The organism is Methylobacterium sp. SD274 (assembly GCF_017355285.1).
Classification (GTDB): domain Bacteria; phylum Pseudomonadota; class Alphaproteobacteria; order Rhizobiales; family Beijerinckiaceae; genus Methylobacterium.
Genome location: NZ_JADIJP010000001.1, coordinates 1 through 22,484 on the forward strand (window position 1 = coordinate 1; position 22,484 = coordinate 22,484).

Here is a 22,484-nt window from a genome sequence, read left to right on the forward strand (position 1 = left end):
GTGATTCTCTACCAGCCGTTACGGTGGGAGAACATTGCACGGACTCGTGTGAGGCTCGTCCTTCATGTCGCATCGTTGGAGAGGCCATGCCGCACCGCGAAAGACCGGCCGGGGTTGCGCCGCAGCGCGGGCGACGCCAGAACCCGGCGCTGACGGCCGGGCCTGTCCGGGCACCCGTCTTCCCTCGCGCGGAACAAGGATTCGGCCGCCATGCTCATTCAGGCTGCCTACGCTGCCCTCAGGCAGGTATTGTCGCCGCCTCTGCGCGCCATCCTGTGGAAGTCGCTCGCCCTGACGATCGGGCTTCTCATCCTGATCTGGGCCGGCCTCACCAAGGCGATCGACTGGTTCCTGGCGAACCATCATCTCTCGGCGAGTTATCCGTTCCTGGATACCCTGGCGGTCTTCTTCGCCGGCGCCGGCCTGTTCATCGGCCTCGCCTATGTCATGCCGGCGGTCTCGATCCTGGTCGCGGGCTACTTCCTCGACGACGCGGCGGCCATCGTGGAGCGCACCGATTTTCCCGGTGACGCCCCGGGCACGGCACTGCCGATCGGCTCGGCGATGCTCTACGCCTTGCGCTTCGCGGGGCTCGCCCTGCTGGTCAACCTCGTGGCGCTGATCCTGTTCTTCGTGCCGGGCGTGAACCTCGTGGCGTTCTTCCTCGCCAACACCTACCTGCTCGGACGCGAGTATTTCGAACTCGCCGCCGGGCGCTTCCGGCCCATGGCGGAAGCGGGGGAGATGCGCCGGCATTTCGGAATGACCACCATGACAGCCGGCGCCATGCTGGCGGGGCTGATGGTGGTGCCCGTCCTCAACCTGCTGACGCCGCTCTTCGGTATCGCCCTCATGGTGCATGTCCATAAGGGATTGAGCCGGAAGGCTACCTTGACCGGACCGGATCCGCGTAAGCGGCTCGGATAATGCCCCGTTCAGGGCAGGTCGTCGCCAAAATCTGAGGTCGAGATCGGAGTTGTAGGGCCTGCCCTTGGCCGAAGGCTCTCGGCTACTCAATGTTCCGACCTGCCTCGTCGACCACACAGATGGCGGTCTCTTCAAGGGGGACGTAAAATCCGGGAAGGGTGCGTCATGGCTGACCTTTCCTGATGTTGTGGCGATGCAACCTCGCCCACGATCCCACATCTCGATAGGAGCAGCCGCCTTCAGCGGACCCGCGGCCGGACCCCAATCACCGCGTCTGTCTAAGTAATGGCTTCGCGCGTCGGGATTGGCATGGGAATTTTGACGGTCATGTCACTTGCCTTGGATTCACTTCCCGGCCTTCGCCAGCTTGAGGAAGTTGCCGATGGTGCAAAGCATCGCTCATGCGCCCCAGATCTTGTCGAGGCCTCGGGGTAGGAACCGGCGCGAGCCTCGGGTCTGCTCGATCTACCCAAACACGCGCTCGACCACCTGCTTCCTGCGGCCGCCCGCCGCTTCAACCGCGCGGTCATCGCACGCATCGGGGACGTCTTCGTCAGCTTCCGGCGACCGGCCCCATCCGTCTCTCCGTGACACGCCCGCCCCGGAGCCAGATAGGAGGTGATCCGCGGCTCCTGCAGCCCGACGAGGTTCGCCTCCTTGGCATCGCCCGCATCCTCAATCGTGCAGCGACGACAGGAACTGGCGCAGCTCGGGCGTCTTCGGAGCGCCGAACACCTCCGCGGGCGGGCCGATCTCGTGGACCAGCCCTTGATGCATGAAGATCACCCGGTCGGCGACCTTGCGAGCGAAGTTCATCTCGTGGGTGACCATCAGGAGGGTCATGCCCTCCTCGGCCAGCGATTCCACCACCCGAAGGACTTCGCCGACGAGTTCGGGGTCCAGCGCGCTGGTGATCTCGTCGCAGAGCATGATCGCCGGGTCCATGGCCAGCGCCCGGGCGATGGCCACGCGCTGCTGCTGCCCGCCGGAGAGTTTGTCCGGCATCGCGTCGAACTTCTCCGCCAGACCCACGCGGGCGAGGAGCTGGCGGGCGCGGGCCTCGTTCTCGGGGCCCCCGCGCTTCTTCACGAGGTGCGGCGCCAGCATGACGTTGCGCCCCACCGAGAGGTGCGGGAACAGGTTGAAGTTCTGGAAGATCATGCCGACGCCCTGGCGAAGCTCACGCATGGCCTTGGCGTTGTCGTAGAGCAGGTGCTTCCCGTCGACGATCAGCGAGCCGTGCTGGAACACCTCCAGGCCGTTGATGCAGCGCAGGAGCGTGCTCTTGCCGGAGCCGCTCTTGCCGATGATCGCCAGCACCTCGCCGCGCGCCACGTCGAGGTCGATGCCGCGCAGGACCTCGTGGGTGCCGTAGGATTTGCGCAATGCCGTGATCCGCAGGATCGGGGCGCCGACCCGGGTGTGGGGCGTACCGGCGAGGCCGCCCGTCGGCAGCGGCTCGGGAACGGCATTCATGCGAGTTTCCTTTCGAGGACACGGGCATAGAGGCTGATGGGAAAGCACAGGGCGAAGTACATCGCCGCCACGCAGGCATAGGTCAGCATCGGCTCGTAAGTGACGTTGGCGATCATGCCGCCGGCCTTCGTGAGTTCCACGAAGCCGATCACCGAGGCGAGCGCCGTACCCTTCACCACCTGGACCAGGAAGCCCACCGTGGGCGCTACCGCGATCCGCAAGGCCTGGGGCAGGATGATGTGGCGAAACTGCTGGCCGAAGCTCAGCGCCAGACTGGCGGAGGCTTCCCACTGCCCGCGCGGGATCGCGGCGACACAGCCGCGCCAGATCTCGGTCAGGTAGGCGGAGGCGTAGAGGGTCAGCGCCACGCAGGCCGCGAGCCAGGCGGAGGTGTTCACCCCCACCATCGCAAGGCCGAAATACAGAAGGAACAGCTGCATCAGCAGGGGCGTGCCCTGGAAGAGCTGCACATAGGCGCCCACGCCGCGCTCGAGGACGCGTCGTCCCGAGAGCCGCAGGAGCAGGAGGCCAAGGCCGACGACCGTGCCCCCGAGGAAGGCGATCAGGGAGAGCGCCACGGTCCAGCGCGCGGCGAGGAGCAGGTTACGGACGATGTCCCAGAGCGTGAATTCCGGCATGGCGACCTCCCTAACGGCCGAACAGGAAGCGCGGCCCGGCCCAGTTGAGCAGGTTGCGTACGAGGATCGCGAGGGCGAGGTAGATCAGGGTGCCGACGATGTAGGCTTCGAAGGCCCGGAAGTTCCGGCTCTGAATCAGGTTGGTGGCGTAGCTCAGTTCCTCCGTCGAGATCTGGCCGCAGACGGCCGATCCCAGCATGACGATGACGATCTGGCTCACCAGGGCAGGCCAGACCTTCTTGAGGGCCGGGGGCAGCACCACCCGGGTGAAGACCTGCGCCCGGGTCAAAGCGAGGCTCTCGGCGGCCTCGATCTGCCCGCGCGGCGTCGCCTCGATGCCGGAGCGCAGGATCTCGGTGGCGTAGGCCCCGAGGTTGACGGTCATGGCGAGGATCGAGGCCAGGGCTGGCGAGAGCCGGATGCCGAGTTCCGGCAGGCCGAAGAAGATGAAGAACAGCTGCACGATGAAGGGCGTGTTGCGGATCAGCTCGACATAGGCGCCGGCGAGCCAGCGCAGCGGACGCGGCCCGCTGGCCCGCGCCCAGGCGCAGAGAATGCCGATCATTCCCCCCAGCAGGGTGGCGACCGCCGTCAGGCCGATGGTCCAGGCCGCCCCCCGGACGAGCAGGGGCCACTGGGCGAGGATGCTCGCGAAGTCGAGTTGCAGCGGCATGGACGGTCGGGGACCCCGGCAGGCGGCGTGAGCGAGAGCCGGCCCAGCGGGACGGCCCTCGGCGGACGGGCGAGTTTCAGAGCGGCAGGTTCTCTAGGGCGGGTTTTACAGGGGGAGGTCGCCGGTCCCGCGCTTCAGCCATTTCTGCGAGAGGGCTTCGAGGGTGCCGTCCGCCTTGGCGGCCAGGACGATCTCGTTGACCTTCTTCAAGAGGGCGTCCTCGCCCTTGGCGATGCCGACGAAGCAGGGGCTGTCACGTAGCAGCAGCTTGTACTCGATGCCGAGATTAGGGCTCTTGCGGCTGAGCACGCCGATATTCGAGACGCTGGTGGCGATGACCTGGGTCTGCCCGGCCGCGAAGGCGGCGGTGGTGGCGGCCTGATCCTCGAAGCGCTGGATCTGGGTGGAGGCGGGGGCGACCTTGCCCAGCATCTCGTCCTCCATGGCGCCGCGCGTCACCGCCACGGACTTGCCCGCGAGGTCGTCGAAGCTCTTGATGGGAAGGGATTTCAGCGCGAACACGCCCTGGTAGAAGGGCGCGTAGGCAGCGCTGAAATCGATGATCTTCACCCGCTCCTCGTTCTTGCCGAGCGTCGAGACGATGAGGTCGATCTTCTTCGTCTGGAGGTAGGGGATGCGGTTGGCGCTCACCACCGGCACCAGTTCCACCGTGGCGCCGAGCTTGGCCCCGATGAGGTTGGCGACATCGATGTCGAGGCCGATCGGCTTCAGGTCGAGGCCGACGAAGCCGTAGGGCGGGTAATCGGCCGGCACGCCGATCTTCACGACCTTGGACTTCTCGATCTGCGCGAGCGCCTCCTGGGCCTGAACGCTCCCCATCGACAGCAGGGCGGAACTCAGGCCGAGGGCGAGGAGGAGGCTGCGTTTGGTCAGGGACATCGGCAAATCAAACTCTCTTGGGGGAAACGAGCTTTCTTGCAGAGACCGCCGCTGCGAAGGCCGCCGTGGGGCCTCGGCGATTGCGGGGGCCTCTGCATTCGCGAGGCCTGTGCAATTCTTGTGCACTTGGCAGCGCGGTCGGGGGACAGGGCGTGACGAACGTCAAGCCGCGAGCCCGGACACGTCCTTCGCCGCCGCCCCGGTCAGCGCCGTGAGCAGTAGGTCGACGCCGTCGAGGAGGTCGGCGGTGTCCATGGTCTCATGCGGGTTGTGCGATCCGTTGGCGTTGCGCACGAACACCATCGCGGCGGGCACGCCGGACCCGGCGAAGACCGCGGCGTCGTGACCCGCCCCGCTCGGGACGCGCTCCACCGGCGCCCCCCGCGCCGCGCCGGCCGCCTCCAGCCGTGCGATCCAGCCCGCATCCATGGCGGCTGGGGCCGAGGTGAGGGCCGCGTCGAAGTCGAAGCTGACGCCCCGGCTCGCGGCGATGCCCCGGCAGGCCTCCTGGAACAGCTGGTCGAACCGCGCCAGCGTGTCCGAATCCTGGCTTCGGATCTCGAAGCTGAACGTCACTTCGCCGGGGATGACCGAGACGGCGTGCGACTGCACGGATGTCGTGCAGATGCCCGCCGTCATCACGAGGTCGACGCCCATCTGGAGCAGCACGCGCCAATGCTCGTCCATGCTCGACAGGAGTTCGGCCACCGCGAGGAGCGCGTCCTTGCGCAGCCAGCGGGGCACCGCCCCGGAATGCCCGGCCTCGCCGACGCAGCGAATGCGGTGACGGCGGATGTTGCCGCGGATGCCCGTGACCACCGCCGAGGGCCAGCCCCGCGCGATCATCACCGGCCCCTGCTCGATATGGAGTTCGAGATAGGCGGCGATCTCGTGCGGCCGCAGCAACGCTTCGCCCCGCGAGACCGCGTCGACATCGACGCCGCTGCGGGCCATGGCCTCGCCGAGGGTGCCTCGGCCGGCGCGATGGGGCAGGGCCAGGGCCGAGGCGGGCAGCCGGCCGAGGAGGGCCAGCGAGCCCGTATAGGCCTTGCCGTACCAGGCGCTCTCCTCCCCGCGCAGGGCCAGGACCCGCAGGGGCGGCGCCAGTCCGGCCCGGCCGCGCAGGCGGTCGAGCACCAGCAGGCCGGCGACGACCCCGGCGAGACCGTCGAAATTGCCGCCCTGCGGCACCGAATCGAGGTGCGAGCCGATCACGACCGGCGGCTCGGAGCGCGCATCCTCGGGCAGGCGCAGCCAAAGGTTCTGGAAGCGATCGCGCTCTGCCGCGAGGCCGAGTTCGGCGGCGAAGCCCTCGATGGCCCGCATCGCCGCCTCTTCGCCCGGGCCGTAGGCCTCGCGGGTGACGCCGAGCCCGTCCCGCGAGAGGTCCGCCACGGCGTCGAGGATGCGGTTCGCCAGGTGCTGGGGCCGGCTCACGCGCCGACTCCGCCATGGGCGAGGGACCACGCGACCGGGTCCGCCGTGAAGGCGTCGAGCATCGCTCGGGCCTCCGCGCTGAGGTCCCCGGCCTCCCGCAGAGCGGCGAGGAGGTCGCGCCACGTCGTGAGGGCGTGGAGGGCCAGGGCATGCTCGGCCCAGCGCGCGGCGGAATCGGGATAGATCCCGTAATCAACCACGACGAGGACGTCGGCGATCGCGGTTCCGGCCTCGCGCAGAGTCCGGGACGCCGCGATCTTGGAGCGGCCGTCCGTGGTGACATCGTCGACGAGGAGAAGGCGGGCCTCGTGGGGCAGGCGTCCTTCCAGGCGGGCTTCCTGGCCCCAGCCCATCGGCTTCTTGCGCAGGTAGAGAAGCGGCAGGCGCAGTCGCTCGGCGATCCAGGCCGCGAAGGCGATGCCGGAACTCTCCGCCCCAATGATCGCGTTGACGCCGCTCTCGGCGACAGTCCCGGCGAGGCGCGCGGCTGCGTGATCCATCGCCAGGGTCCGCAGGGCCACATCCGACATCAGCAGGCGGGTGTCGACATAGACCGGGCTCGCCCAGCCGGAGGTGTAGATGAAGGGCTGGCCGGTGGTGAGGCGCACGGCACCGACCTGCACCAGCGCCTGGGCCACCCGCGCGGAGGACGCGGCCGGCTGGAAGGTTGAGGACATCGCGACGTTTTCCGGGAGTGTCGGGGGAAGCGAGGCCGCAACCTAGGCAGGGGCTCGGGGCCCGAGAAGTTCAATCTCCGGCGTCGAGGCATCGCATTCCGCGACGGCTCGGCCGACCGTCGGCCCGCGATGGCGCCGGTTTTGCCTGCCGACACGGCGAACTTCGCCAATTCGGAAAACCCCTTCGTGCCGTCGCCGCGCCACTTCCTTCGCCAGCTCGATCTCGGGACGCTGGAGCTGTTCGTGCTGATCTGCGAGACCGGCAGCATCGCGCGGGCGGCCGAGCGCGGGCAGATCGCGGCCTCCGCCCTGAGCCGCCGGGTCGCCGAACTCGAAGCGGTGATCGGCCATCCGCTGCTGGCCCGCCATGCCCGTGGCGTCCGGCCGACCTTCCTCGGCGATCAGCTGCGCCAGCACGCCTTGACGATCCTGCTGAACGTGGAGCAGTTGCGCAGCGACCTCTCCGAATTCGCCGGCGGGGTGCGTGGGCGCGTCCGCCTCAGCGCCAGCGCCTCGGCGGTGGAGCAGTTCCTGCCCGGCGATATGGCCCGCTTCGCGCGGACGCATCCCGACATCCGCATCGACCTGCGTCAGCGCAGCAGCCGCAGCGTGGCGCAGGACGTGATCGAGGGCGAGGCGGATCTCGGCATCTGCGGCGCCTGCGAGCCCGGCCTTCCCTTGTCGGCGCGGCCCTACCGCACCGAGCGCCTCGTCCTGGTGATGCCGCAAGGGCATGCGCTGGGTGTCCGCAGCCACGTGGCCTACGCCGAATCCCTGGATTTCGAGCAGGTCGGCATGCGCGGCAGCAGCACGGTGCAGATCCACCTCAACCGGGTCGCCCGCGAGGCGCGGCGCGCCCTGCGTCAGCGGGTCGAGGTCGACAGCCTTTCGGCCATGTGCCGGATGATCGAATGCGGCATGGGCATCGGCGTGATGGCCGAAGGTGCCTTCCAGGCCCTGGGCGAGCGCCACCTGCACGCGGCCGAGCTCACCGATGCCTGGGCGGTGAGCGCCCTCAACCTCTATGCCGTCGATTTCGCAGCCCTGTCGGGGCCGGCAATGCGGTTCGTCGAGGGGCTTCTCGCGCCGGAAGCCGTCCCCGATACCAAGCTTCAGTGAGCCATGATCCATGAGTCAGGCTCGCTGAGGCCCTGCGGACGAAAGCCCCCACGCGGCCGCGTGGGTAAACTGCAATAATTCAAGCTCACGAGACAAGTGTTGTTGTAAATTAGCTCACATTTGCTTTCGAGTTTTTCTCGCGACGAATGCATGCTGTGATATGATTTACAACAGGGCCTTTATAATTTGTAATCTGTAAAATATTAATTAACATTTGGCTGATAAGGGCGCCTTTTATAAGTACAGATACGATAATTAGTGCGTATGCCGGTTTTTTGACTAGAACAGTCTGATGATTCGCAGTAGGGAGGGGCGCCCAGAAGGCATGGTGCCGACGACCCCATGTCCCCCAGGGCCTCGCATTGCATTGGCTCCCGATGTGGAGCCTTCCACGAACCTGAACGAAGGGCGGCCTCGCGATGCGGCGGAGCCGTGGGGATGAGTCATGACGCTGCCGAACTCGACGACCGACGTGACCGGCCTGAACAAGGCGACCGGCATCATCACGACGGCGAGCCGTGCCGGCACGTTGAAGGCGGGCGACACCGTCACCTTCACGCTGGAGGCGGAAACGGCCGTCGCTGTCACCGGCGCGCCGCGGCTGACCCTGAGCAACGGCGCAACCGCCACCTATGCCGGCCTCGACGGGGAAGGACGCGCGACCTTCACCTATACGATCGCGGCCGGGGAGGACGACGCGAGCCTCACCGTCACCGGCCTCGATCTCAACGGCGGATCGCTGGACAGGCCCGGCCTGCTCGACTTCGCGACGGCACCGAACGTCACGGTCGGCGGCGCGCCAGCGAGTGTGACGGTCGCCGACGTGAACGAGGATGGCAAGCTCGATATCCTTACCGCCAACAACAGCAGCAACACGGTTTCGGTGCGGCTGGGCGACGGGGCCGGCGGCTTCAGCGGCACGACCGACCTAGCAGGTCGCTGAAGAAGTCGGTGGTCGGCATGTCCTGAAGATGATTCACTCTGTCCGAGGCAAGAGTGGGGTCGGGCGATGCGCGGGCGTGAGGATTGGTCGGAGAGCCTGTTCAGCTACGTCCGCCTGGAGGAACGCGTTCCGACCGACCATCCCTTGCGGCCGATCCGGGCGCTGGCGGACGAGGTTCTGGCCGGACTGAACGAGCGTTTCGAGGCGCTGTATTCGAGGACGGGGCGGCCCTCGATCCCGCCGGAGATGTTGCTGCGGGCGACGCTGCTGCAGGCCTTCTTCTCCGTGCGGTCCGAGCGGATGCTGATGGAGCAGATCGACTATAATCTGCTGTTCCGGTGGTTCGTCGGGTTGGAGATGGACGCCGCCGTCTGGCATCCGACGGTGTTCACGCACAACCGCGACCGGCTGCTGGAGGCGGATGTCGCCCGCGCCTTCCTGTCGGGGTTACTCGCGCTGAAGCCGGTCGAGCGGCTCCTGTCGAGCGACCACTTTTCCGTCGATGGCACGCTGATCGAGGCCTGGGCGAGCATGAAGAGCTTCCGGCCCAAGGACGGCTCGGGCGAACCGCCGGGACCGGGCCGCAACGGCGAACGCGACTTCCGCAAGGAGACGCGCTCGAACGAGACCCATGCCTCGACCACCGATCCGGATGCCCGGCTCTATCGCAAGAGCGCCGGCCAGGAGAGCTGGCTGTGCTTCATGGGCCATGCCCTCATGGAGAACCGCAACGGGCTCGTGGTGGACGCGACGCTGACCCATGCCACGGGGACCGCCGAGCGCGAGGCGGCGCTGACGATGCTCGACCGGCGTCCGCGCCGGCATCGGATCACCCTGGGGACGGACAAGGCCTACGATGGCCGGGCCTTCGTCGGCGACCTGCGGGCGCGCCGCGTCACGCCCCACATCGCCATCAACGGGGCGGTGTCCAAATCCGGCAAGCCGCGCAAAACGGCCATCGGTGGTCGCACCACGCACCATCCCGGCTACGCGATCAGCTTGGCGTTGCCGCAAGCGCGTGGAGGAGGTCCTCGGCTGGATCAAGGTCCAGGCGGGGCTGGCCAAGGTGAAGGTCCGGTCGAAGCTCAAGGTCGAGGCGGTCTTCACCTTCGCGGCCGTCGCCTACAACCTCGTGCGCCTGCCCAGGCTACTGGCCAAGGCGACGGGATGAGGGGAAAGCCCGGGGCCGGGGCCCACCTCCTGAAACGGAGAGGCCGCCGAAGGTGACGAACCAACCCCCCTCGAAGGCGCCGGTCGCCGCCAAAACAGCCGACATCATCCATGACAAGATCCAAATCAGACTTCTTCAGCGGCCTGCTAGAGCCATGCTCGATCAGCTTGGATCATAGGGATCGTATCCAGCGGCGATGAGATAGTTGCGGCATTCGTCTTGTCGGAAGGCAGAGAAAGCCTCTCGAATGGCAATGGTCAGGTCGTCGGCGGTTCGCGCTGCGGCGGTCCGGAGGAGGGCTTTCACTTTAGCGAAGGCCTGCTCGATGGGGTTGAAGTCGCTTCGCGGTCCTTCGGTTCTGGACTGTAGGGCGGGAGGTAGAGAACCCGTGCGCCGACCGCCTCGATGGCCTCCCGCACCCCGGCGACCTTATGGGCGTTCAGGTTGTCGAGGATGACGGTATCGCCGGGTTTGAGCACCGGAGCCAGGGTGTCGGTGACGTAGGCCCGGAACCGCATACCATTCGTGGCTCCATCGAAGACGGTTCTGGCGATCAGGCCCGTGGCCCGCAGGGCGGCGGTGATGGTGGTGGTCTTGTAGTGCCCGTGAGGCACGGCGATCCGGCAGCGCTGGCCGCGCGGCGCGCGACCGTAGCGGCGGGCCATCTTGGTCGTGGCGGCCGTCTCGTCGAGGAAGACCAGGCGATCCGGATCGAGATCGGGTTGACGCTCGAACCAGTCCTCGCGTGCGGCCTTCACATCCAGCCGCTCCTGCTCGGCCGCGTGGACAGCCCCTTTTTACGGGTGATGCCATGCGGGGCGAAGAAGCGTGACAGGCTGCTCGTGCTTGCCCGGACGCCTCGTTCCGAGAGCCTGTCGCGCAGTTCACGCAGGAAGGATTGCGGATGCTCTTCGTTGATCCGAAGGATCAGGGTCGCCTGCGCTTCCAGGCGCTGCAAGTTGCGGTCGCCGCCCATGGGCTTGGGCGCGATCCGCCCGTCCTGCCGGTAACGCTCGTGCCAACGGATCGCGCTGGCTGCCCCGCCCCCGAAGCGTTTGGCAGCCTGACGCCGCGATGCGCCCGCTTCAATCGCGGCGACCACACGCTCGCGCAGATCGACTGACAGGGCTGAAAGCATGGCAATCCCCCCTCATAAGCCCGTCCAGTGACTCACACGCCAGCCAGATCGCCTACCCCAAACGATTCAAACCGCCAGGGCACGGCTCTAGCCGTCGGCTCGGAGCCTCGCAACGCGACGGTGGCCGACGTGAACGGCGACAACCGGCTCGACATCCTCGTTGCGAATAACGACGGCAGAACCGTCTCGGTGCTGCTCAACACCTCGACCACCGCGCTGTCCTTCGACCCGGCCAGTGTCTCCAGCGCGACCATGGGCGCCGATACCGACCTGGCCATAGACGCCACCGCTCTGTCCCTGACCTTCACGTAGACCGCGCTCGCCGACGGCACCGAGGACATCGCCTACACGGTGACCGAGGTGCAGTTGCTCGAGGGCTGGGCCGATGCGGGCGCCGTGATGCTGACCGTGTCGGGCCTGATCTCGTCCAGCGGCACGGTCACGGCGAACCCGGACGGCTCCTTCACCATCACGCCGGCGGCGAACGCCACGGGTCCTGTAACGCTGACCTACGGCGTCAGCGACGGTACCAACGCCCCGGCCCCCGGGCTCCTCACTTAACGATGCACATTTCTACGGGATGAGCCGATTTCACCCAGGCGGAGGAGTTTAAGCCGTATGACGCTGCGGGTCGTCCCAGTGCGTCATCGTTAGTTATTTGAGATCGGACGTCCGCATTGTGGCTCCTTCGGTGGGGCTATGAAATATTCGAATACCAAATGAAAGTGTGTATTCTTATACAAACTGAAATATTCTTTGATTTTCATGCTAATCTGATGTCAGATCAGTCTGAGATAAGAATATCGGCTATGGCGCTACCTAAATTTAAAGCAATAAACCTCGATCTCGCCTTTTCCCTTGAGAGACACCTTGCCGATATGGTTGATCGCGCTGCCGTCATGCACGCGGGCTGAGGCTTCCTCGGAGAGATGAACGGAACATCCGTCGCCGAGCGAACACAGACGAGCGGCCACGTTCACCGTGTCGCCCCAGAGATCGAAGGTGAACTTCGACCGCCCGACGATGCCGCCAACGACGGCGCCGATGTGAATTCCAGCCCGGATTCGCCATCCGGTGGAGCCATCACCAGCGATGGACACCATGTCCTGCGCGCAGCGGATCGCCGCGGTCACCGGATCGGTATGGGGCGATAACAAATTGGCGGTTGCCATGAAGGCGTCGCCGATCGTCTTGATTTTCTCCATGCCGTGCTTGTGCGCCACGACCTCGAACGCTTCGGCCAGACGCTGAACTTCGGCCACGACGTCTTCGGGGCCTTTGCTGTGGCACCACGCCGTGAAGCCGACGAGATCGATGAAGAGCACTGCGACATCGTGAAAAAGCCGCGGCTTGACCTGGCCGGTGCTCATCAGCTCGCTCACCGCCGCGACGGGCAGGATAGCGTGCAGCAGGTCGTCCGCTCGTTTCTGCTGGAGCTTGATGGTTTCCAGATGGGCCACTTCCCGGTCGTGCAGCCGCTTCCTGTCGAGGCAGGCACGGATCCGCGCTTCGAGCAGTACCGGCTCGAAGGGCTTGGGAAGGTAATCTTCGGCCCCCATCTCGATACAGCGTACGACGCTGCTGATCTCTGTCAGCGCCGAGATCATGACCACCGGGGTATGACGGAGCCGGTCGTTCGACTTTATGCTGTCCAATACGGCGTAGCCGTCCAGTATTGGCATCATCACGTCGAGCAGGACCAAATCGAACGGTTCGGTATTCAGGAGATCGAGCGCAGCGCATCCGTTGGTGGCCCGAACGCTCTCGTGTCCGAGAAGCTCGAGCTCCTGCTCCAGCAGATCAAGGTTGAAGGCTTCATCGTCGACGATGAGGATGCGTGCGGGGTCCACAGGTCTCGTTATCTCCAGGTCGCAGCCGCTTCAGGACCGGCTGCGTTCAATCGAGCCATTGATGTAGCTTGGCGAAAAGCAGGTCTTCATCGACAGGCTTCGTCATGAAATCGTCGCACCCCGCCATCTTGGCCTTTTCCTCGTCGCCGCTCATCGCGTTGGCCGTGATCGCGATGACGGGAATGTTTCCCGTCGCCGGGTTGGCCTTGATCCGACGCGTCGCCTCCCAGCCGTCGATGACGGGCAGGGAAAGATCCATGAGGATGAGATCCGGGATATGACTCGCGGCCATCGCGACGCCCGCACCACCATCGACGGCGATCAACAGCGCGTAGTCGTCCTCGAGGAGCTGGGTCAGCAGATCGCGAATGAGAGTACCATCTTCGACAATGAGGATGGTCTTCATCGCGCGAAACCTTCGTAGTCTACGAAGAGAAAGCCGGGGCGCTGCCCGGTGCTAGCAAGCCCTGTTTTTGTCCGGCTCGATTTTCCGGTGAGGACTCGGCAAATCCTGCGCCGATCCATGGCTCGCCGCCAGCCGATGCCGCTGCGCCCAACCAGACTGTTCATCGAACGCATTCTCGCTTCCACGGCGCGGATCATTGGGCGATCTCGGCGCCCTGGGTTTCCAGTAACGGCAATACCCGCCTGACCTCTCGGATGAGTGCGTCGCGGTCGAGACCCTGCTTGTCGATGAGCCCGCGCACGCGTTCCCGAAGCATGCCATGGTCGGCTGCGTTCAAGGATGCCGCCGTCAAGACGGCAACGGGGATCGTGCGGGCAACGGGATCGGCCTGCAGGTGATCGAGGAAGGTGAGGCCGTCCATGCCCGGCATCAGGAGATCCAGGAGAATGACGCTCGGGCGCGCCTGCGAGATCCGTTCGAGGCCCGCGACGCCGTCGCGCGCCCATTCGATCGTGCAGCGCTCGGTATCCAGCAACTGCCGGACGAGGTCGACCACGTTCGGGTCGTCATCGATCACGAGGATGCGTTCGCTGTCGGGGGCCGCGCGCCCAAGGGCGCCGATCAGTGACTCGCGCTCGAATGGTTTGACGATGTAGTCGCTGGCACCGAGGTGGAAGCCGAGCTCCTTCTGGTCGACGATCGAGATCAGGATTACGGGAATCTCACGCGTCAGAGGGTCGGTCTTGAGCGCATGCAGGACCTGCCACCCATCCGTTCCCGGCATCATGATATCGAGCGTGATGGCGCGCGGCTGAAGCTCCCGTGCCTTCCTCAGGCCGTCCTCGCCATTGGGGGCGCCGATTACGTCGTAGCCCGCGTCGAGCAGATTTTCCCTGAGGAGGTAGACGACGTTCGGGTCGTCATCGATGGCGAGCACGGTCCTGGACGAGGTCCGATTTACGGCTTCGGTCACAGGCGCCCGAGGGCTGGGTTGAGGTTCGACGTTGCCGTCGATACGCCGCGGAATGGTGAGGGTGAAGGTCGAGCCCTTACCCTCGTGGCTGTCCACGCCCACGTCGCCGCCGAGCATCCGGGCCAGTCGGTGGCTGATGGCGAGGCCGAGCCCGGTTCCACTATGTGTTCGGCTTGCGGAATTATCGACCTGTTGGAATTCCTCAAAGATCAGGGTCAGCGCCCCGCTCGGGATGCCGATGCCCGTATCGATCACCGCGAGTGCGATCCGGTCCCCGACCGCGCGTGCGCGCAGGGTCACCGAACCGGTTTCAGTGAACTTGATGGCGTTGCTGAGAAGGTTGATCAGGATCTGCCTCAGCTTCTCCTGATCGGTGCTGATCGTCTCCGGCAGGCCCTCAAAATCTTTGACCAGTCGCACGCGCTCGCTTTTGACCAGGGGCTCGACCGTACGGAGACAGAGGTCGAGGGTGGATTCGAGCGAGAATTCCGATGTCTTCACTTCCATCCGGCCCGCTTCGACCTTGGCGAGATCGAGGATGGTGTTGATCAGGGAGAGCAGATGCTCGGAACTCAGCAGGATCTTTTCCAAGTTTTCGAACTGCTTGATGGGCAGCACGTCCTTGGCGCGACGCATGATGAGCCGCGTGAAGCCGATGATGGCGTTGAGCGGCGTCCGCAATTCGTGGCTCATGTTGGCCAGGAAGCTGCTCTTGGATCTGCTGGCGTTCTCTGCCGCGTCCTTGGCCTCCCGCAGGTTCTCCTCGGCACGTTTGCGCTCGATCACCCGGCCGAGCTGCGCGCCGATATTGGCCATGACGTTGAGGAGCGCCCGGTTCGGTGCCTGCGCGTCAGCCGCGAAGAACTCCAGCACCGCAACGACCTCACGACCGATCGTGACGGGGAACCCAAAAGCCGCCCGGAACCCCTCCGCAGCGGCGGCACCGGCATGGGAATGGTCGGATTCCGCATCGAGATCGAGGACCCACATCGCTTCGCTGGATGCCAACACGCGTCCCGGCAGCCCTATGCCGACAGGAAGCGGCGTCTCCGAAGTGACGGCCTGGAAGCGCGCAAAGCGCTCCGGCGTATCGCAATGCCAGATGCCGGACGACACCAGGGTTTCGCTGCCGTCATTGGCAAGCATGTAGGCGTGCCCGAGCGGCCATCCGGTATGTGCCGAGATCCGACCCAGGCAGATCGGCAAGGCATCCTCGACGTTGAGCGCCTCGTTGGCCGCGGCTGCCGTGACCTGCAGGAGCTCGACGAGAGTCGTCTGCTCCCGAAGTGCGAATTCCGCCTCCTTGCGCTCGGTGATGTCGCTCCAGGATTCGACGACCTCGACAGGTTCGCCATGCGGTCCGCTGATCAGGCGCTGCTCGTCCCTTACCCAGCGATAGATACCGTCCTTTCGCCGAAACCGGTACTCGACGACGTGGTGGCCATTCGCGAGAAGATGGGGGAACTCGGCCAGAACTCGGTCCCGGTCGTCGGGATGAAGCCGCTCGAGCCAGAAATCGGGGCCCTCGAGATACTCGCTCGGCTCGTAGCCGAGAAGGTCCCGGACATTCTCACTGATGAATGTCGGTGCGTTGCGGCCGCCCACCTCGAAGCTGCAGATCATCGACGGTGAGGCGGTCAGGAGATAGGACACCGGAGCTGAGCGTCGAAGCAGTATCATTCGCGCGCGCCACATCACCGATCTGCTGCATGCATCAGGGGAGCGGACGCGGATCTACATCCTGCAAGGGTACCTGTTCTTCCTGAACGCGCAGATGATCTTGCGCCAAGCTACCGCTGACGTGGAAGCGACCGCCGATTTCCGTTTCCTGATTCTGGATTTCCGTGAATGTGTCGGACTGGACAGTTCCGCGCTGCTTGTCTTCCGCAAGATCGGGCAGTTCGCCGAGCAGGCGCGCTTCGACGTTTTGCTGGTCAATCTCAGCCCAATCGCTCATCAACAGATCGAACGTGACGGACTTCTCGTAGAGCCGCGAATACGGATCTTTCGCACCCGCGATGCGGCCATGCGGGCAGCGGAGACGGCTCTCTTGTCAGCGGCCGGGACCAGCGACGAAGGTGAGGCGACATCGTTTGCTCAGCACCTTGCCGATAGGCTCGGCTGCACGGTCGGGGCTGGCGAACTGGAACCGTATCTTAGTCTCCGCACCCTGGCGGCCGGCGAGGCGCTGATGCGTCAGGGTGAGCCCGCTGACGCTTTTTATTTCCTCGAACACGGCCTCATTTCCATCCGCCTGGAGATGCCCGGCCGCTCCAACCATCGTTTGCGCACGACCACAGCCGGCACTGTCATCGGCGAAATCGGCTTGGCCCAGGGGGGGCGACGCACCGCCACGGCGATCGCCGAAAGCCCCTGCCGCACCGTCGGCATCGATCGGGCCGCTCTGGCCCGCATGGAGCGTGAACGCCCTCACCTGGCGCTGTACGTTCAACGTTTTCTCATTCTGGAACTGGCCGACAAGATCGTCGACACCAATCGGCTGCTCGAAGCGGAGCTCTCTTGAGTCAATCAGGGGTGCTCATGAGACTTAACCCTGTCATGATCCTGCGGCCCCAAACAGGTTCGCGCCGTGCGCAGGTCTTTCCGGCACCTTGTGCCTGGAAAGAAGGGAAGAGCTGACAACCGCTCCACGAACGAAGGGATCGCGTCCGTCGAGCCGCTCGCTCGGACACGCACTCTCTGGGTGCCGCTATTTCCAACGCAGCTTCGGGAGCCGTCGAAGGGACAAGATCGTCGGTGAGCGTCGAGGTTCGAGTAATTCGAGGTGTCCCGGCGGGCCGAGAAGCAAGCGGTGCTCTGACATGGCCGCGTCATCGGCCTCGATGTCATGAACCGTGACGGCGACCCGAACCGGCGCGCGCGCCCCCTCCTCGATGACCTCGCGTCCTGCCAGTATCCAGAGTACGGCAAACGCGATCAGGGAGAGCAGACCTATGAGGGTCGCGTTCCAGTTCGGCACTTCCTGCACCATCAGCACAACGAGGCCACCAACGGCGATTGCCGAAGCATATCCTCTGGTTGCGTGCGGATTCCTCGCCATGATTGATGATCGCCGAAAGAAATCGCTTTCTCGTGAAGCAATTTCATCAATTTGTTGCTGTCGCGAGCTGAATCAACAGCTTGAGTGCGGATGCCGAAAACGCACGCTGTCAAGTCCGTCACGATCGGAATGCCATGTCGATGGATATGGTGCATGCCGAGCAGATCGTCCGCCGTCGCCACCGAGCCGATTGTACACAGAAGCATCGTCGAGCGCTGTAGGTAGGCACGAGAGATGTTGCGCCGGCCGGTTCTCGACTCTTCCAGCCCGGTGCGAAACACCCTGAAGACTTCCAGCCGGATTTCTGCGCTCGCCTCGACACCCCTGTGTTGTGCAGCTTGAACGACTAAGTTTCGCTTCTGAGATCATCGCTGAGCACTTGAATAGACAGCGGGACCACTCTTGGCGATCTCGCGTATCGTCTTTACTGCGGCTGTAGATGTTCGGCCATGAAATCGACGAACGCACGTAGTCTGGGCGTGATCTGCCGGCTGGCCGGCCACAGGACATGGAACTGATCGGTCCCGGTCAACCACTCGTCCAGGATGGACACGAGACGGCCATCGGCGATTTCGTCGCGGATCGCGAAGGGCGGCAGACAGGCGATGCCCATTCCCGCGCTCGCCAGTTCGATCAGGGGGTCGACCGCTGTCGCGCTCATCCGCTCGGGCAGGACGGGCTTCCCCTGGCCTGAAGCACGCACAAAGGGCCAGGGCCGCAGCTTTCCAGTGTCCGGCGAACGCTGATGAAGACAGTGATGCTCGTGCAGGTCGTCAGGGGTGAGCGGCACTCCATATTGCGCCAAGTAGTTGGGTGACGCGACGATTTTCAGGCGGAACCGTCCAAGATGGCGGCTCATCAACAAGCTGTCAGAGGGGTGCCCGGTCCGAATGACGGCGTCGAACCCTTCCTCCACGACGTCCACCAGCCGGTCCGTGAAATCCAGGTCGAGTTGAACCTCGGGCCAAGTGCGCATGAAATGAGCCATCACCGGCGTCAGCAACATGCCGACCAGCGGGAGACTCACACGCAACCGGCCCCTCGGGGTTCGATTGGACCGGGCCAGCTCGGCTTCGGCCGCCTCGATCTCCTCGAAGATGCGGTGGCAGCGTTCCAGGAACAATCGTCCTTCTTCGGTCAGGGTCATGTTGCGCGTGTTGCGATGGAACAGCCGCGCATCCAGCCGTTGCTCGAGCCGTGCCACCGCCTTGCCGACTGCCGAGGCTGACAGGCCGAGCTTGCGGCCCGCCGCGACGAAGCTGCCGGTTTCAGCCGACTGCACGAAGGCATCGAACGCCGTGAGCTTGTCCATGTCGTCACGGTTAAGCGAATTTCCTTCCGCAGTCACCGGAACGCTGGCCCGTCTTTCCGCAACCGTCCGGTCGCTATCCCCTGGACCTCGCAAAACCAGGGAAGCGAACATGATCCCCGCCTTCACGATTCAGCCGAGCCCGACCACCTTCATCGTCAACGTAATTCACGTTCACCCTGGCAAGCAGGAAGACGCGTTCCGGCTCATCCAGGATGTCGTTCACTATGTGGCCGAGCGGAAGCCCGGATTTCTATGGAGTAACCTTGCCAGGAGCACCGATGGACTGACCGTCGTGAATATCGAGGCGATATCAGATCCGAAAGATGTTGAGATCTTCTTCTCCGATCCGGTGTTCATCGACAAGTTTCAGGCGCTCGAAACTGTTTCGTCCAGCGAGTTTCACACCTACACGGTGGGCGACCTTGTACTTCCGAGGGCTTCGGCATGACGGCGCGAGCCGATCGGCTGCCGATGGCCGGGCTATGTGCTCTGGCGGTCGCAGGCTTCGTCACGATCCTGACCGAGGCCCTGCCGGCCGGACTTCTTCCGCAGATCGGGGGATCGCTGGGGGTGAGCGAGGCCATGGCCGGCCAATGGATCAGTGTCTACGCCTTGGGATCGCTCCTCGCTGCGATACCTTTGACCGCGGCGACGCGAAGCTGGCGCCGACGACCGCTTCTGCTTGGCTCCATCGTCGGGTTCATGATCGCCAACCTGATAACGGCCCTGACCGGGAGTTTCGCCGTCGCGATGGCGGCGCGTTTTGTCGGCGGGGTATCCGCCGGCCTGCTATGGGCGCTCCTCGCTGGCTATGCGGTTCGCATGGCACCGCCCCGTCTCGCGGGGCGAGCCATGGCCGTGGCGATGGCAGGAACGCCCGTGGCACTTTCTATCGGGGTACCTGCCGGTACGTTTCTGGGCATGCTCGCCGGCTGGCGGCTCACCTTCGGCCTGCTCAGCTTCATCGCGCTGCTACTGGTTGGCTGGATCATCGCAAAAGTTCCGGATTTCCCTGGCGAACCTGAAACGCAACGCCCATCGCTGACTCAAGTCTTTGCAGTGCCGGGCGTGCGGCCGGTACTGGCGGTGACGCTCTGCTTCGTGCTGGCCCATAATCTCCTCTACACCTACATCGCGCCCATCCTGGCCGACTACCGCATGACCGACCGGATCGACGATGTTCTACTAGTCTTCGGGGGGGCCGCACTCGTCAGTATCGGACTGACGGGGGTGCTGATCGACAGATGGCTGCGGGCTTTGCTTTTCGCCGCGATCGGATTGTTTATCGTCGCGGCCTTCACGCTTGCCGTTACGAGTGGAGCGTCCCTCGCGATCTATGGCGCCGTATTGATCTGGGGTCTGGCATTCGGCGGGTCGGCGACGGTTCTCCAGACTGCATCGGCACGTACGGCAGGCCCAGCGGCCGATGTGGCGCAGGCGATGATCGTCACGGCTTGGAATATCGCCATTTTCGGCGGAGCCGTCCTGGGCGGGATCATCCTCGAAACCGCCGGACCGAGCCGCTTGTCGTGGGCTGGAATCGCCCTGCTGGCCGGAGCCGTCGCAGCGGCATCGTGCATGGTGACCAAGCTGGAGCCGAACACATGACGGCGCCATCTTGGTCGTTGGGTGTGCCCCTCTCAATCACGAAGGATCGTCGTGACTTTGCTGTTCAGCGTTCGTCGGCACGGCGAGAATGCCCAGCACGACCACGAGCATGTCCTCGACATGGCCGGACGTACTTTCCTGGAAGACACCGTCGATGTCACGATGGACGCGATCGTCAGACGGGACGATGTCGATAACGCAAGCCTGTATCGCCCACCGGTTAGATTTCTGAAGGAAACGCCAACGTCGTCAGTGCCGGCATGTTCTTGTGAACAAGATTAGCCGTCACAGTTATGTGCGGCGGAGGAGCCGGTTTTTTCCGGCCTTCTCGATCACTCGGATTCGGTGATTGCGGATGTGATGAATTCCATCCTGCTTCGGTGGTGATACTGGGGGGCAGATTGGCAAGTGGTATTACCTGCGGCCCATTCGACGGGAACCAATATTGAGGCTCGGAATTATTCCTCCCGACACCGATCTTGGAGGGACGCCCCATGAAGTTTACTGCGATCGCCGGCGCGGCAATGGTTCTTGCTTTCACGGCCGGGACTACTCTGGCTGCACCATGCAATACCGGTTCAACCACCGATAAGAGCTCCAAGTCCGATACCGGCAGCAAGAATCTCGCTGGTGGCGAGCAGCCTGCATCCCCAGGCACCGTCGGCGCGATGAACAATGTCGGTGCCAACCAGGGCCTCGGCGATAAGCCGGGTGCGGGCGCTGCCGCCACCAAGGGAAATGAGGAGCCCGGCAGCAAGAATCTCGCAGGTGGCCAGCAGCCTGCCGCCCCGGGCACCGTTGGCGCAATGAACAATGCCGGCGAGAATCAGGCCGTCGGCAAGAAGGGCGACGATTGCTGATCGTCCATCCGCGATAATACCGACATCAGACCCGCCCGGTTCGCGCCGTGGCGGGTTTTTTGGATTGTCACGTGGTGAAGCCTGATCGTGGTTCAACCCGTCTGTATCACGCCCGGCAATGCCACGGGGTCGCAAGTGGCCGGGATCCGGTGCCGGATCAGGTTCGCATGGTCTGCTCAGAGGGGCAGCATCCCGGTCGATGCGTGGACCCGACTGCCACCGAAGATGACCTGCTGCTGCAAAGGGGGGCGGGACAGGCCGTAGATGAGGCGTGGTTCGGCGAAGGCGCTGACAGTGTCGAGGGCGGCACGATGCTCAGGCGATAAAGTAAGGTCGAGGGCCGCTACGTTGTCCTTCACCTGCGCCGGCCGGCTCACGCCCATCAGGGTCGAGGCCACGCCCGGCTGGCCTACGACCCATGCCAGGGCGATCCGTGCCGGGGGCTGGCCGATCTCGCTAGCGATCTGGCGCACTGCGTCCACGATGTCCCAATTGCGTGGCGTGAACAGGCTGTCCCCGAAGGGGTTGGCGCCATCGAGACGTCTGTCTTTGGCCGTCCGCTCCTGTCCAGCCTTGGCCGTGTCCGTTGGTAGCCCCGAGCCACGCGGGGAGCCCGCCTCGACGGAAGCACGTTCGTACTTGCCCGTGAGCAGCCCGTAGGCGAGGGGAGACCAGGGCACCATCCCCATGCCGAACTCGGCACCGAGCGGGATGTGCTCGTCCTCGACCTCCCGGTTCACGAGCGAGTAGAAATACTGCAACCCGATCGGTCCCGGCAGGCCACGCACGGAAGCGAGCGTCGCGAGCTTGGCCGCGTACCAGGCAGGTGTATTCGACAAGCCCCAGTAGCGAATCTTGCCCGACCGAACGAGGCCGGCCATCGTCTCGAGCAGTTCCTCAGCCGGCGTGAGTCCGTCCCAGACGTGCAGCCAGTACAAGTCGACATAATCCGTTCCCAGGCGGCGAAGCGATCCGTCGATTGCGGCGTGGACATGCTTGGCACCGCAGCCACCCGCATGCGGTGCGTTCCCAGCGGCGAAACCCGACTTGGTGGAGAGAACGATTTGGTCGCGCAGGCCCCGCTCGGCGACGAAGCGGCCGAGCATCGTCTCGCTGGCGCCGCTCGCGTAGATGTCGGCTGTGTCGACGAAGTTGCCGCCTTGCGCGACATAGGCATCGAACACTGCGCGGCTGCCGTCTTCGTCGAGGCCCCAGCGTGCCGTGCCGAAGGTCATGGTGCCCAGCGCCAGGGGGCTCACGGCCAGGCCCGAGCGGCCGAGCGTCCGATAATGCGTCAGATCCATTGTTGCACCTC

The 22,484-nt window shown here is 64.8% G+C and carries 21 protein-coding genes and 4 pseudogenes; 10 read left to right on the forward strand and 15 right to left on the reverse strand.

All coding sequences use genetic code 11. The features are described from left to right. The first annotated feature begins 210 nt into the window (after positions 1 to 210). A complete protein-coding gene (locus IPV08_RS00005) occupies positions 211 to 927 on the forward strand; it encodes a sulfate transporter family protein (protein WP_207409842.1) in 717 nt (238 codons plus the stop codon). A 399-nt stretch (positions 928 to 1,326) separates the two neighbouring features. On the opposite strand, the pseudogene IPV08_RS24395 reads toward IPV08_RS00005, so the two are convergent. The 7 genes and pseudogenes from IPV08_RS24395 to IPV08_RS00035 all read right to left on the reverse strand — a co-directional run. Then, a pseudogene (locus IPV08_RS24395) lies at positions 1,327 to 1,601 on the reverse strand (IS5/IS1182 family transposase); the annotation flags it as partial. A 1-nt stretch (position 1,602) separates the two neighbouring features. Then, positions 1,603 to 2,403 (reverse strand): amino acid ABC transporter ATP-binding protein, encoded by an 801-nt coding sequence (locus tag IPV08_RS00010; protein ID WP_056427772.1) that lies wholly within the window; start codon positions 2,401 to 2,403, stop codon positions 1,603 to 1,605. Further along, on the reverse strand, positions 2,400 to 3,041 hold the full coding sequence (locus tag IPV08_RS00015; RefSeq protein ID WP_207409844.1) for an amino acid ABC transporter permease: 642 nt from the start codon (positions 3,039 to 3,041) through the stop codon (positions 2,400 to 2,402). The genes IPV08_RS00010 and IPV08_RS00015 overlap by 4 nt, the downstream gene beginning before the upstream one ends. Before the next feature lie 10 nt (positions 3,042 to 3,051). Beyond that, positions 3,052 to 3,714, reverse strand: a complete 663-nt coding sequence (locus IPV08_RS00020) for an amino acid ABC transporter permease (protein WP_207409846.1) — start codon at positions 3,712 to 3,714, stop codon at positions 3,052 to 3,054. 105 nt (positions 3,715 to 3,819) lie between these two features. Beyond that, positions 3,820 to 4,614 (reverse strand): transporter substrate-binding domain-containing protein, encoded by a 795-nt coding sequence (locus tag IPV08_RS00025; RefSeq protein WP_246747694.1) that lies wholly within the window; start codon positions 4,612 to 4,614, stop codon positions 3,820 to 3,822. Between the two features lie 162 nt (positions 4,615 to 4,776). Next, positions 4,777 to 6,051, reverse strand: coding sequence for a hydantoinase/carbamoylase family amidase (locus tag IPV08_RS00030; protein ID WP_207409848.1), 1,275 nt, complete (start codon positions 6,049 to 6,051; stop codon positions 4,777 to 4,779). Then, on the reverse strand, positions 6,048 to 6,728 hold the full coding sequence (locus tag IPV08_RS00035; RefSeq protein ID WP_207409850.1) for a phosphoribosyltransferase family protein: 681 nt from the start codon (positions 6,726 to 6,728) through the stop codon (positions 6,048 to 6,050). The genes IPV08_RS00030 and IPV08_RS00035 overlap by 4 nt, the downstream gene beginning before the upstream one ends. A gap of 186 nt (positions 6,729 to 6,914) precedes the next feature. Between IPV08_RS00035 and IPV08_RS00040 the strand changes: the two genes are divergently transcribed. The 3 genes and pseudogenes from IPV08_RS00040 (at position 6,915) to IPV08_RS00050 (ending at position 9,961) form a co-directional block, all read left to right on the forward strand. Further along, on the forward strand, positions 6,915 to 7,847 hold the full coding sequence (locus IPV08_RS00040; RefSeq protein WP_207409851.1) for a LysR substrate-binding domain-containing protein: 933 nt from the start codon (positions 6,915 to 6,917) through the stop codon (positions 7,845 to 7,847). A gap of 445 nt (positions 7,848 to 8,292) precedes the next feature. Then, entirely contained in the window at positions 8,293 to 8,790 is a 498-nt protein-coding gene (locus tag IPV08_RS00045) for a VCBS repeat-containing protein (RefSeq protein WP_207409853.1), read from the forward strand. Positions 8,791 to 8,856: 66 nt separating this feature from the next. Beyond that, a pseudogene (locus IPV08_RS00050) lies at positions 8,857 to 9,961 on the forward strand (IS5 family transposase). A 162-nt stretch (positions 9,962 to 10,123) separates the two neighbouring features. Here the strand turns inward: IPV08_RS00050 and IPV08_RS00055 are convergent. Next, a pseudogene (locus IPV08_RS00055) lies at positions 10,124 to 11,099 on the reverse strand (IS630 family transposase). 120 nt (positions 11,100 to 11,219) lie between these two features. Between IPV08_RS00055 and IPV08_RS00060 the strand changes: the two are divergent. Continuing rightward, on the forward strand, positions 11,220 to 11,411 hold the full coding sequence (locus IPV08_RS00060; protein ID WP_207409855.1) for a hypothetical protein: 192 nt from the start codon (positions 11,220 to 11,222) through the stop codon (positions 11,409 to 11,411). Between the two features lie 15 nt (positions 11,412 to 11,426). Beyond that, positions 11,427 to 11,660: pseudogene (locus IPV08_RS00065) on the forward strand (cadherin-like domain-containing protein); the annotation flags it as partial. A gap of 254 nt (positions 11,661 to 11,914) precedes the next feature. Here IPV08_RS00065 and IPV08_RS00070 read toward each other — a convergent pair. The 3 genes from IPV08_RS00070 to IPV08_RS00080 form a co-directional block, all read right to left on the reverse strand. Further along, the gene (locus IPV08_RS00070) at positions 11,915 to 12,949 is read right to left on the reverse strand and encodes an adenylate/guanylate cyclase domain-containing protein (protein WP_207409857.1); all 1,035 of its coding nucleotides are present in this window, start codon (positions 12,947 to 12,949) and stop codon (positions 11,915 to 11,917) included. A gap of 46 nt (positions 12,950 to 12,995) precedes the next feature. Then, positions 12,996 to 13,355 carry a response regulator gene (locus IPV08_RS00075; protein WP_207409859.1) on the reverse strand — a complete coding sequence of 120 codons (360 nt, stop codon included), beginning with the start codon at positions 13,353 to 13,355 and terminating at the stop codon, positions 12,996 to 12,998. 193 nt (positions 13,356 to 13,548) lie between these two features. Further along, positions 13,549 to 15,981: a response regulator gene (locus IPV08_RS00080; protein ID WP_348646049.1), complete on the reverse strand. Its 2,433-nt coding sequence runs from the start codon at positions 15,979 to 15,981 to the stop codon at positions 13,549 to 13,551. A gap of 79 nt (positions 15,982 to 16,060) precedes the next feature. Between IPV08_RS00080 and IPV08_RS00085 the strand changes: the two genes are divergently transcribed. Beyond that, a complete protein-coding gene (locus IPV08_RS00085; protein ID WP_348646058.1) occupies positions 16,061 to 16,852 on the forward strand; it encodes a cyclic nucleotide-binding domain-containing protein in 792 nt (263 codons plus the stop codon). Between the two features lie 186 nt (positions 16,853 to 17,038). Here IPV08_RS00085 and IPV08_RS00090 read toward each other — a convergent pair whose 3' ends face one another. From IPV08_RS00090 to IPV08_RS00100, 3 genes are all read right to left on the reverse strand, one after another. Then, entirely contained in the window at positions 17,039 to 17,326 is a 288-nt protein-coding gene (locus IPV08_RS00090) for a hypothetical protein (RefSeq protein ID WP_207409863.1), read from the reverse strand. Further along, a complete protein-coding gene (locus IPV08_RS00095; RefSeq protein ID WP_207409865.1) occupies positions 17,320 to 17,670 on the reverse strand; it encodes a hypothetical protein in 351 nt (116 codons plus the stop codon). The genes IPV08_RS00090 and IPV08_RS00095 overlap by 7 nt, the downstream gene beginning before the upstream one ends. 143 nt (positions 17,671 to 17,813) lie before the next feature. Next, entirely contained in the window at positions 17,814 to 18,701 is an 888-nt protein-coding gene (locus tag IPV08_RS00100) for a LysR family transcriptional regulator (protein ID WP_207409867.1), read from the reverse strand. A 109-nt stretch (positions 18,702 to 18,810) separates the two neighbouring features. On the opposite strand from IPV08_RS00100, the gene IPV08_RS00105 reads away from it, so the two are divergent. From IPV08_RS00105 to IPV08_RS00115, 3 genes are all read left to right on the forward strand, one after another. Continuing rightward, on the forward strand, positions 18,811 to 19,149 hold the full coding sequence (locus tag IPV08_RS00105) for an antibiotic biosynthesis monooxygenase (RefSeq protein ID WP_207409869.1): 339 nt from the start codon (positions 18,811 to 18,813) through the stop codon (positions 19,147 to 19,149). After that, on the forward strand, positions 19,146 to 20,309 hold the full coding sequence (locus IPV08_RS00110) for an MFS transporter (RefSeq protein WP_246747697.1): 1,164 nt from the start codon (positions 19,146 to 19,148) through the stop codon (positions 20,307 to 20,309). Before IPV08_RS00105 ends, IPV08_RS00110 begins: the two co-directional genes overlap by 4 nt. Before the next feature lie 494 nt (positions 20,310 to 20,803). Further along, a complete protein-coding gene (locus tag IPV08_RS00115; protein WP_207409871.1) occupies positions 20,804 to 21,169 on the forward strand; it encodes an exopolysaccharide production protein YjbE in 366 nt (121 codons plus the stop codon). A gap of 176 nt (positions 21,170 to 21,345) precedes the next feature. Here the strand turns inward: IPV08_RS00115 and IPV08_RS00120 are convergent, their stop codons facing one another. After that, entirely contained in the window at positions 21,346 to 22,473 is a 1,128-nt protein-coding gene (locus IPV08_RS00120; protein WP_207409873.1) for an aldo/keto reductase, read from the reverse strand. Positions 22,474 to 22,484: the final 11 nt, after the last annotated feature.

Excerpts from the sequence above, each read along its gene's own strand:
- IPV08_RS00025 (WP_246747694.1), bottom strand. The coding sequence starts at position 4,614 with ATGTCCCTGACCAAACGCAGCCTCCTCCTCGCCCTCGGCCTGAGTTCC.
- IPV08_RS00120 (WP_207409873.1), bottom strand. The coding sequence starts at position 22,473 with ATGGATCTGACGCATTATCGGACGCTCGGCCGCTCGGGCCTGGCCGTG.
- IPV08_RS00075 (WP_207409859.1), bottom strand. The coding sequence starts at position 13,355 with ATGAAGACCATCCTCATTGTCGAAGATGGTACTCTCATTCGCGATCTG.
- IPV08_RS00010 (WP_056427772.1), bottom strand. The coding sequence starts at position 2,403 with ATGAATGCCGTTCCCGAGCCGCTGCCGACGGGCGGCCTCGCCGGTACG.
- IPV08_RS00035 (WP_207409850.1), bottom strand. The coding sequence starts at position 6,728 with ATGTCCTCAACCTTCCAGCCGGCCGCGTCCTCCGCGCGGGTGGCCCAG.
- IPV08_RS00015 (WP_207409844.1), bottom strand. The coding sequence starts at position 3,041 with ATGCCGGAATTCACGCTCTGGGACATCGTCCGTAACCTGCTCCTCGCC.
- IPV08_RS00020 (WP_207409846.1), bottom strand. The coding sequence starts at position 3,714 with ATGCCGCTGCAACTCGACTTCGCGAGCATCCTCGCCCAGTGGCCCCTG.
- IPV08_RS00005 (WP_207409842.1), top strand. The coding sequence starts at position 211 with ATGCTCATTCAGGCTGCCTACGCTGCCCTCAGGCAGGTATTGTCGCCG.
- IPV08_RS00105 (WP_207409869.1), top strand. The coding sequence starts at position 18,811 with ATGATCCCCGCCTTCACGATTCAGCCGAGCCCGACCACCTTCATCGTC.
- IPV08_RS00110 (WP_246747697.1), top strand. The coding sequence starts at position 19,146 with ATGACGGCGCGAGCCGATCGGCTGCCGATGGCCGGGCTATGTGCTCTG.
- IPV08_RS00100 (WP_207409867.1), bottom strand. The coding sequence starts at position 18,701 with ATGGACAAGCTCACGGCGTTCGATGCCTTCGTGCAGTCGGCTGAAACC.
- IPV08_RS00115 (WP_207409871.1), top strand. The coding sequence starts at position 20,804 with ATGAAGTTTACTGCGATCGCCGGCGCGGCAATGGTTCTTGCTTTCACG.
- IPV08_RS00045 (WP_207409853.1), top strand. The coding sequence starts at position 8,293 with ATGACGCTGCCGAACTCGACGACCGACGTGACCGGCCTGAACAAGGCG.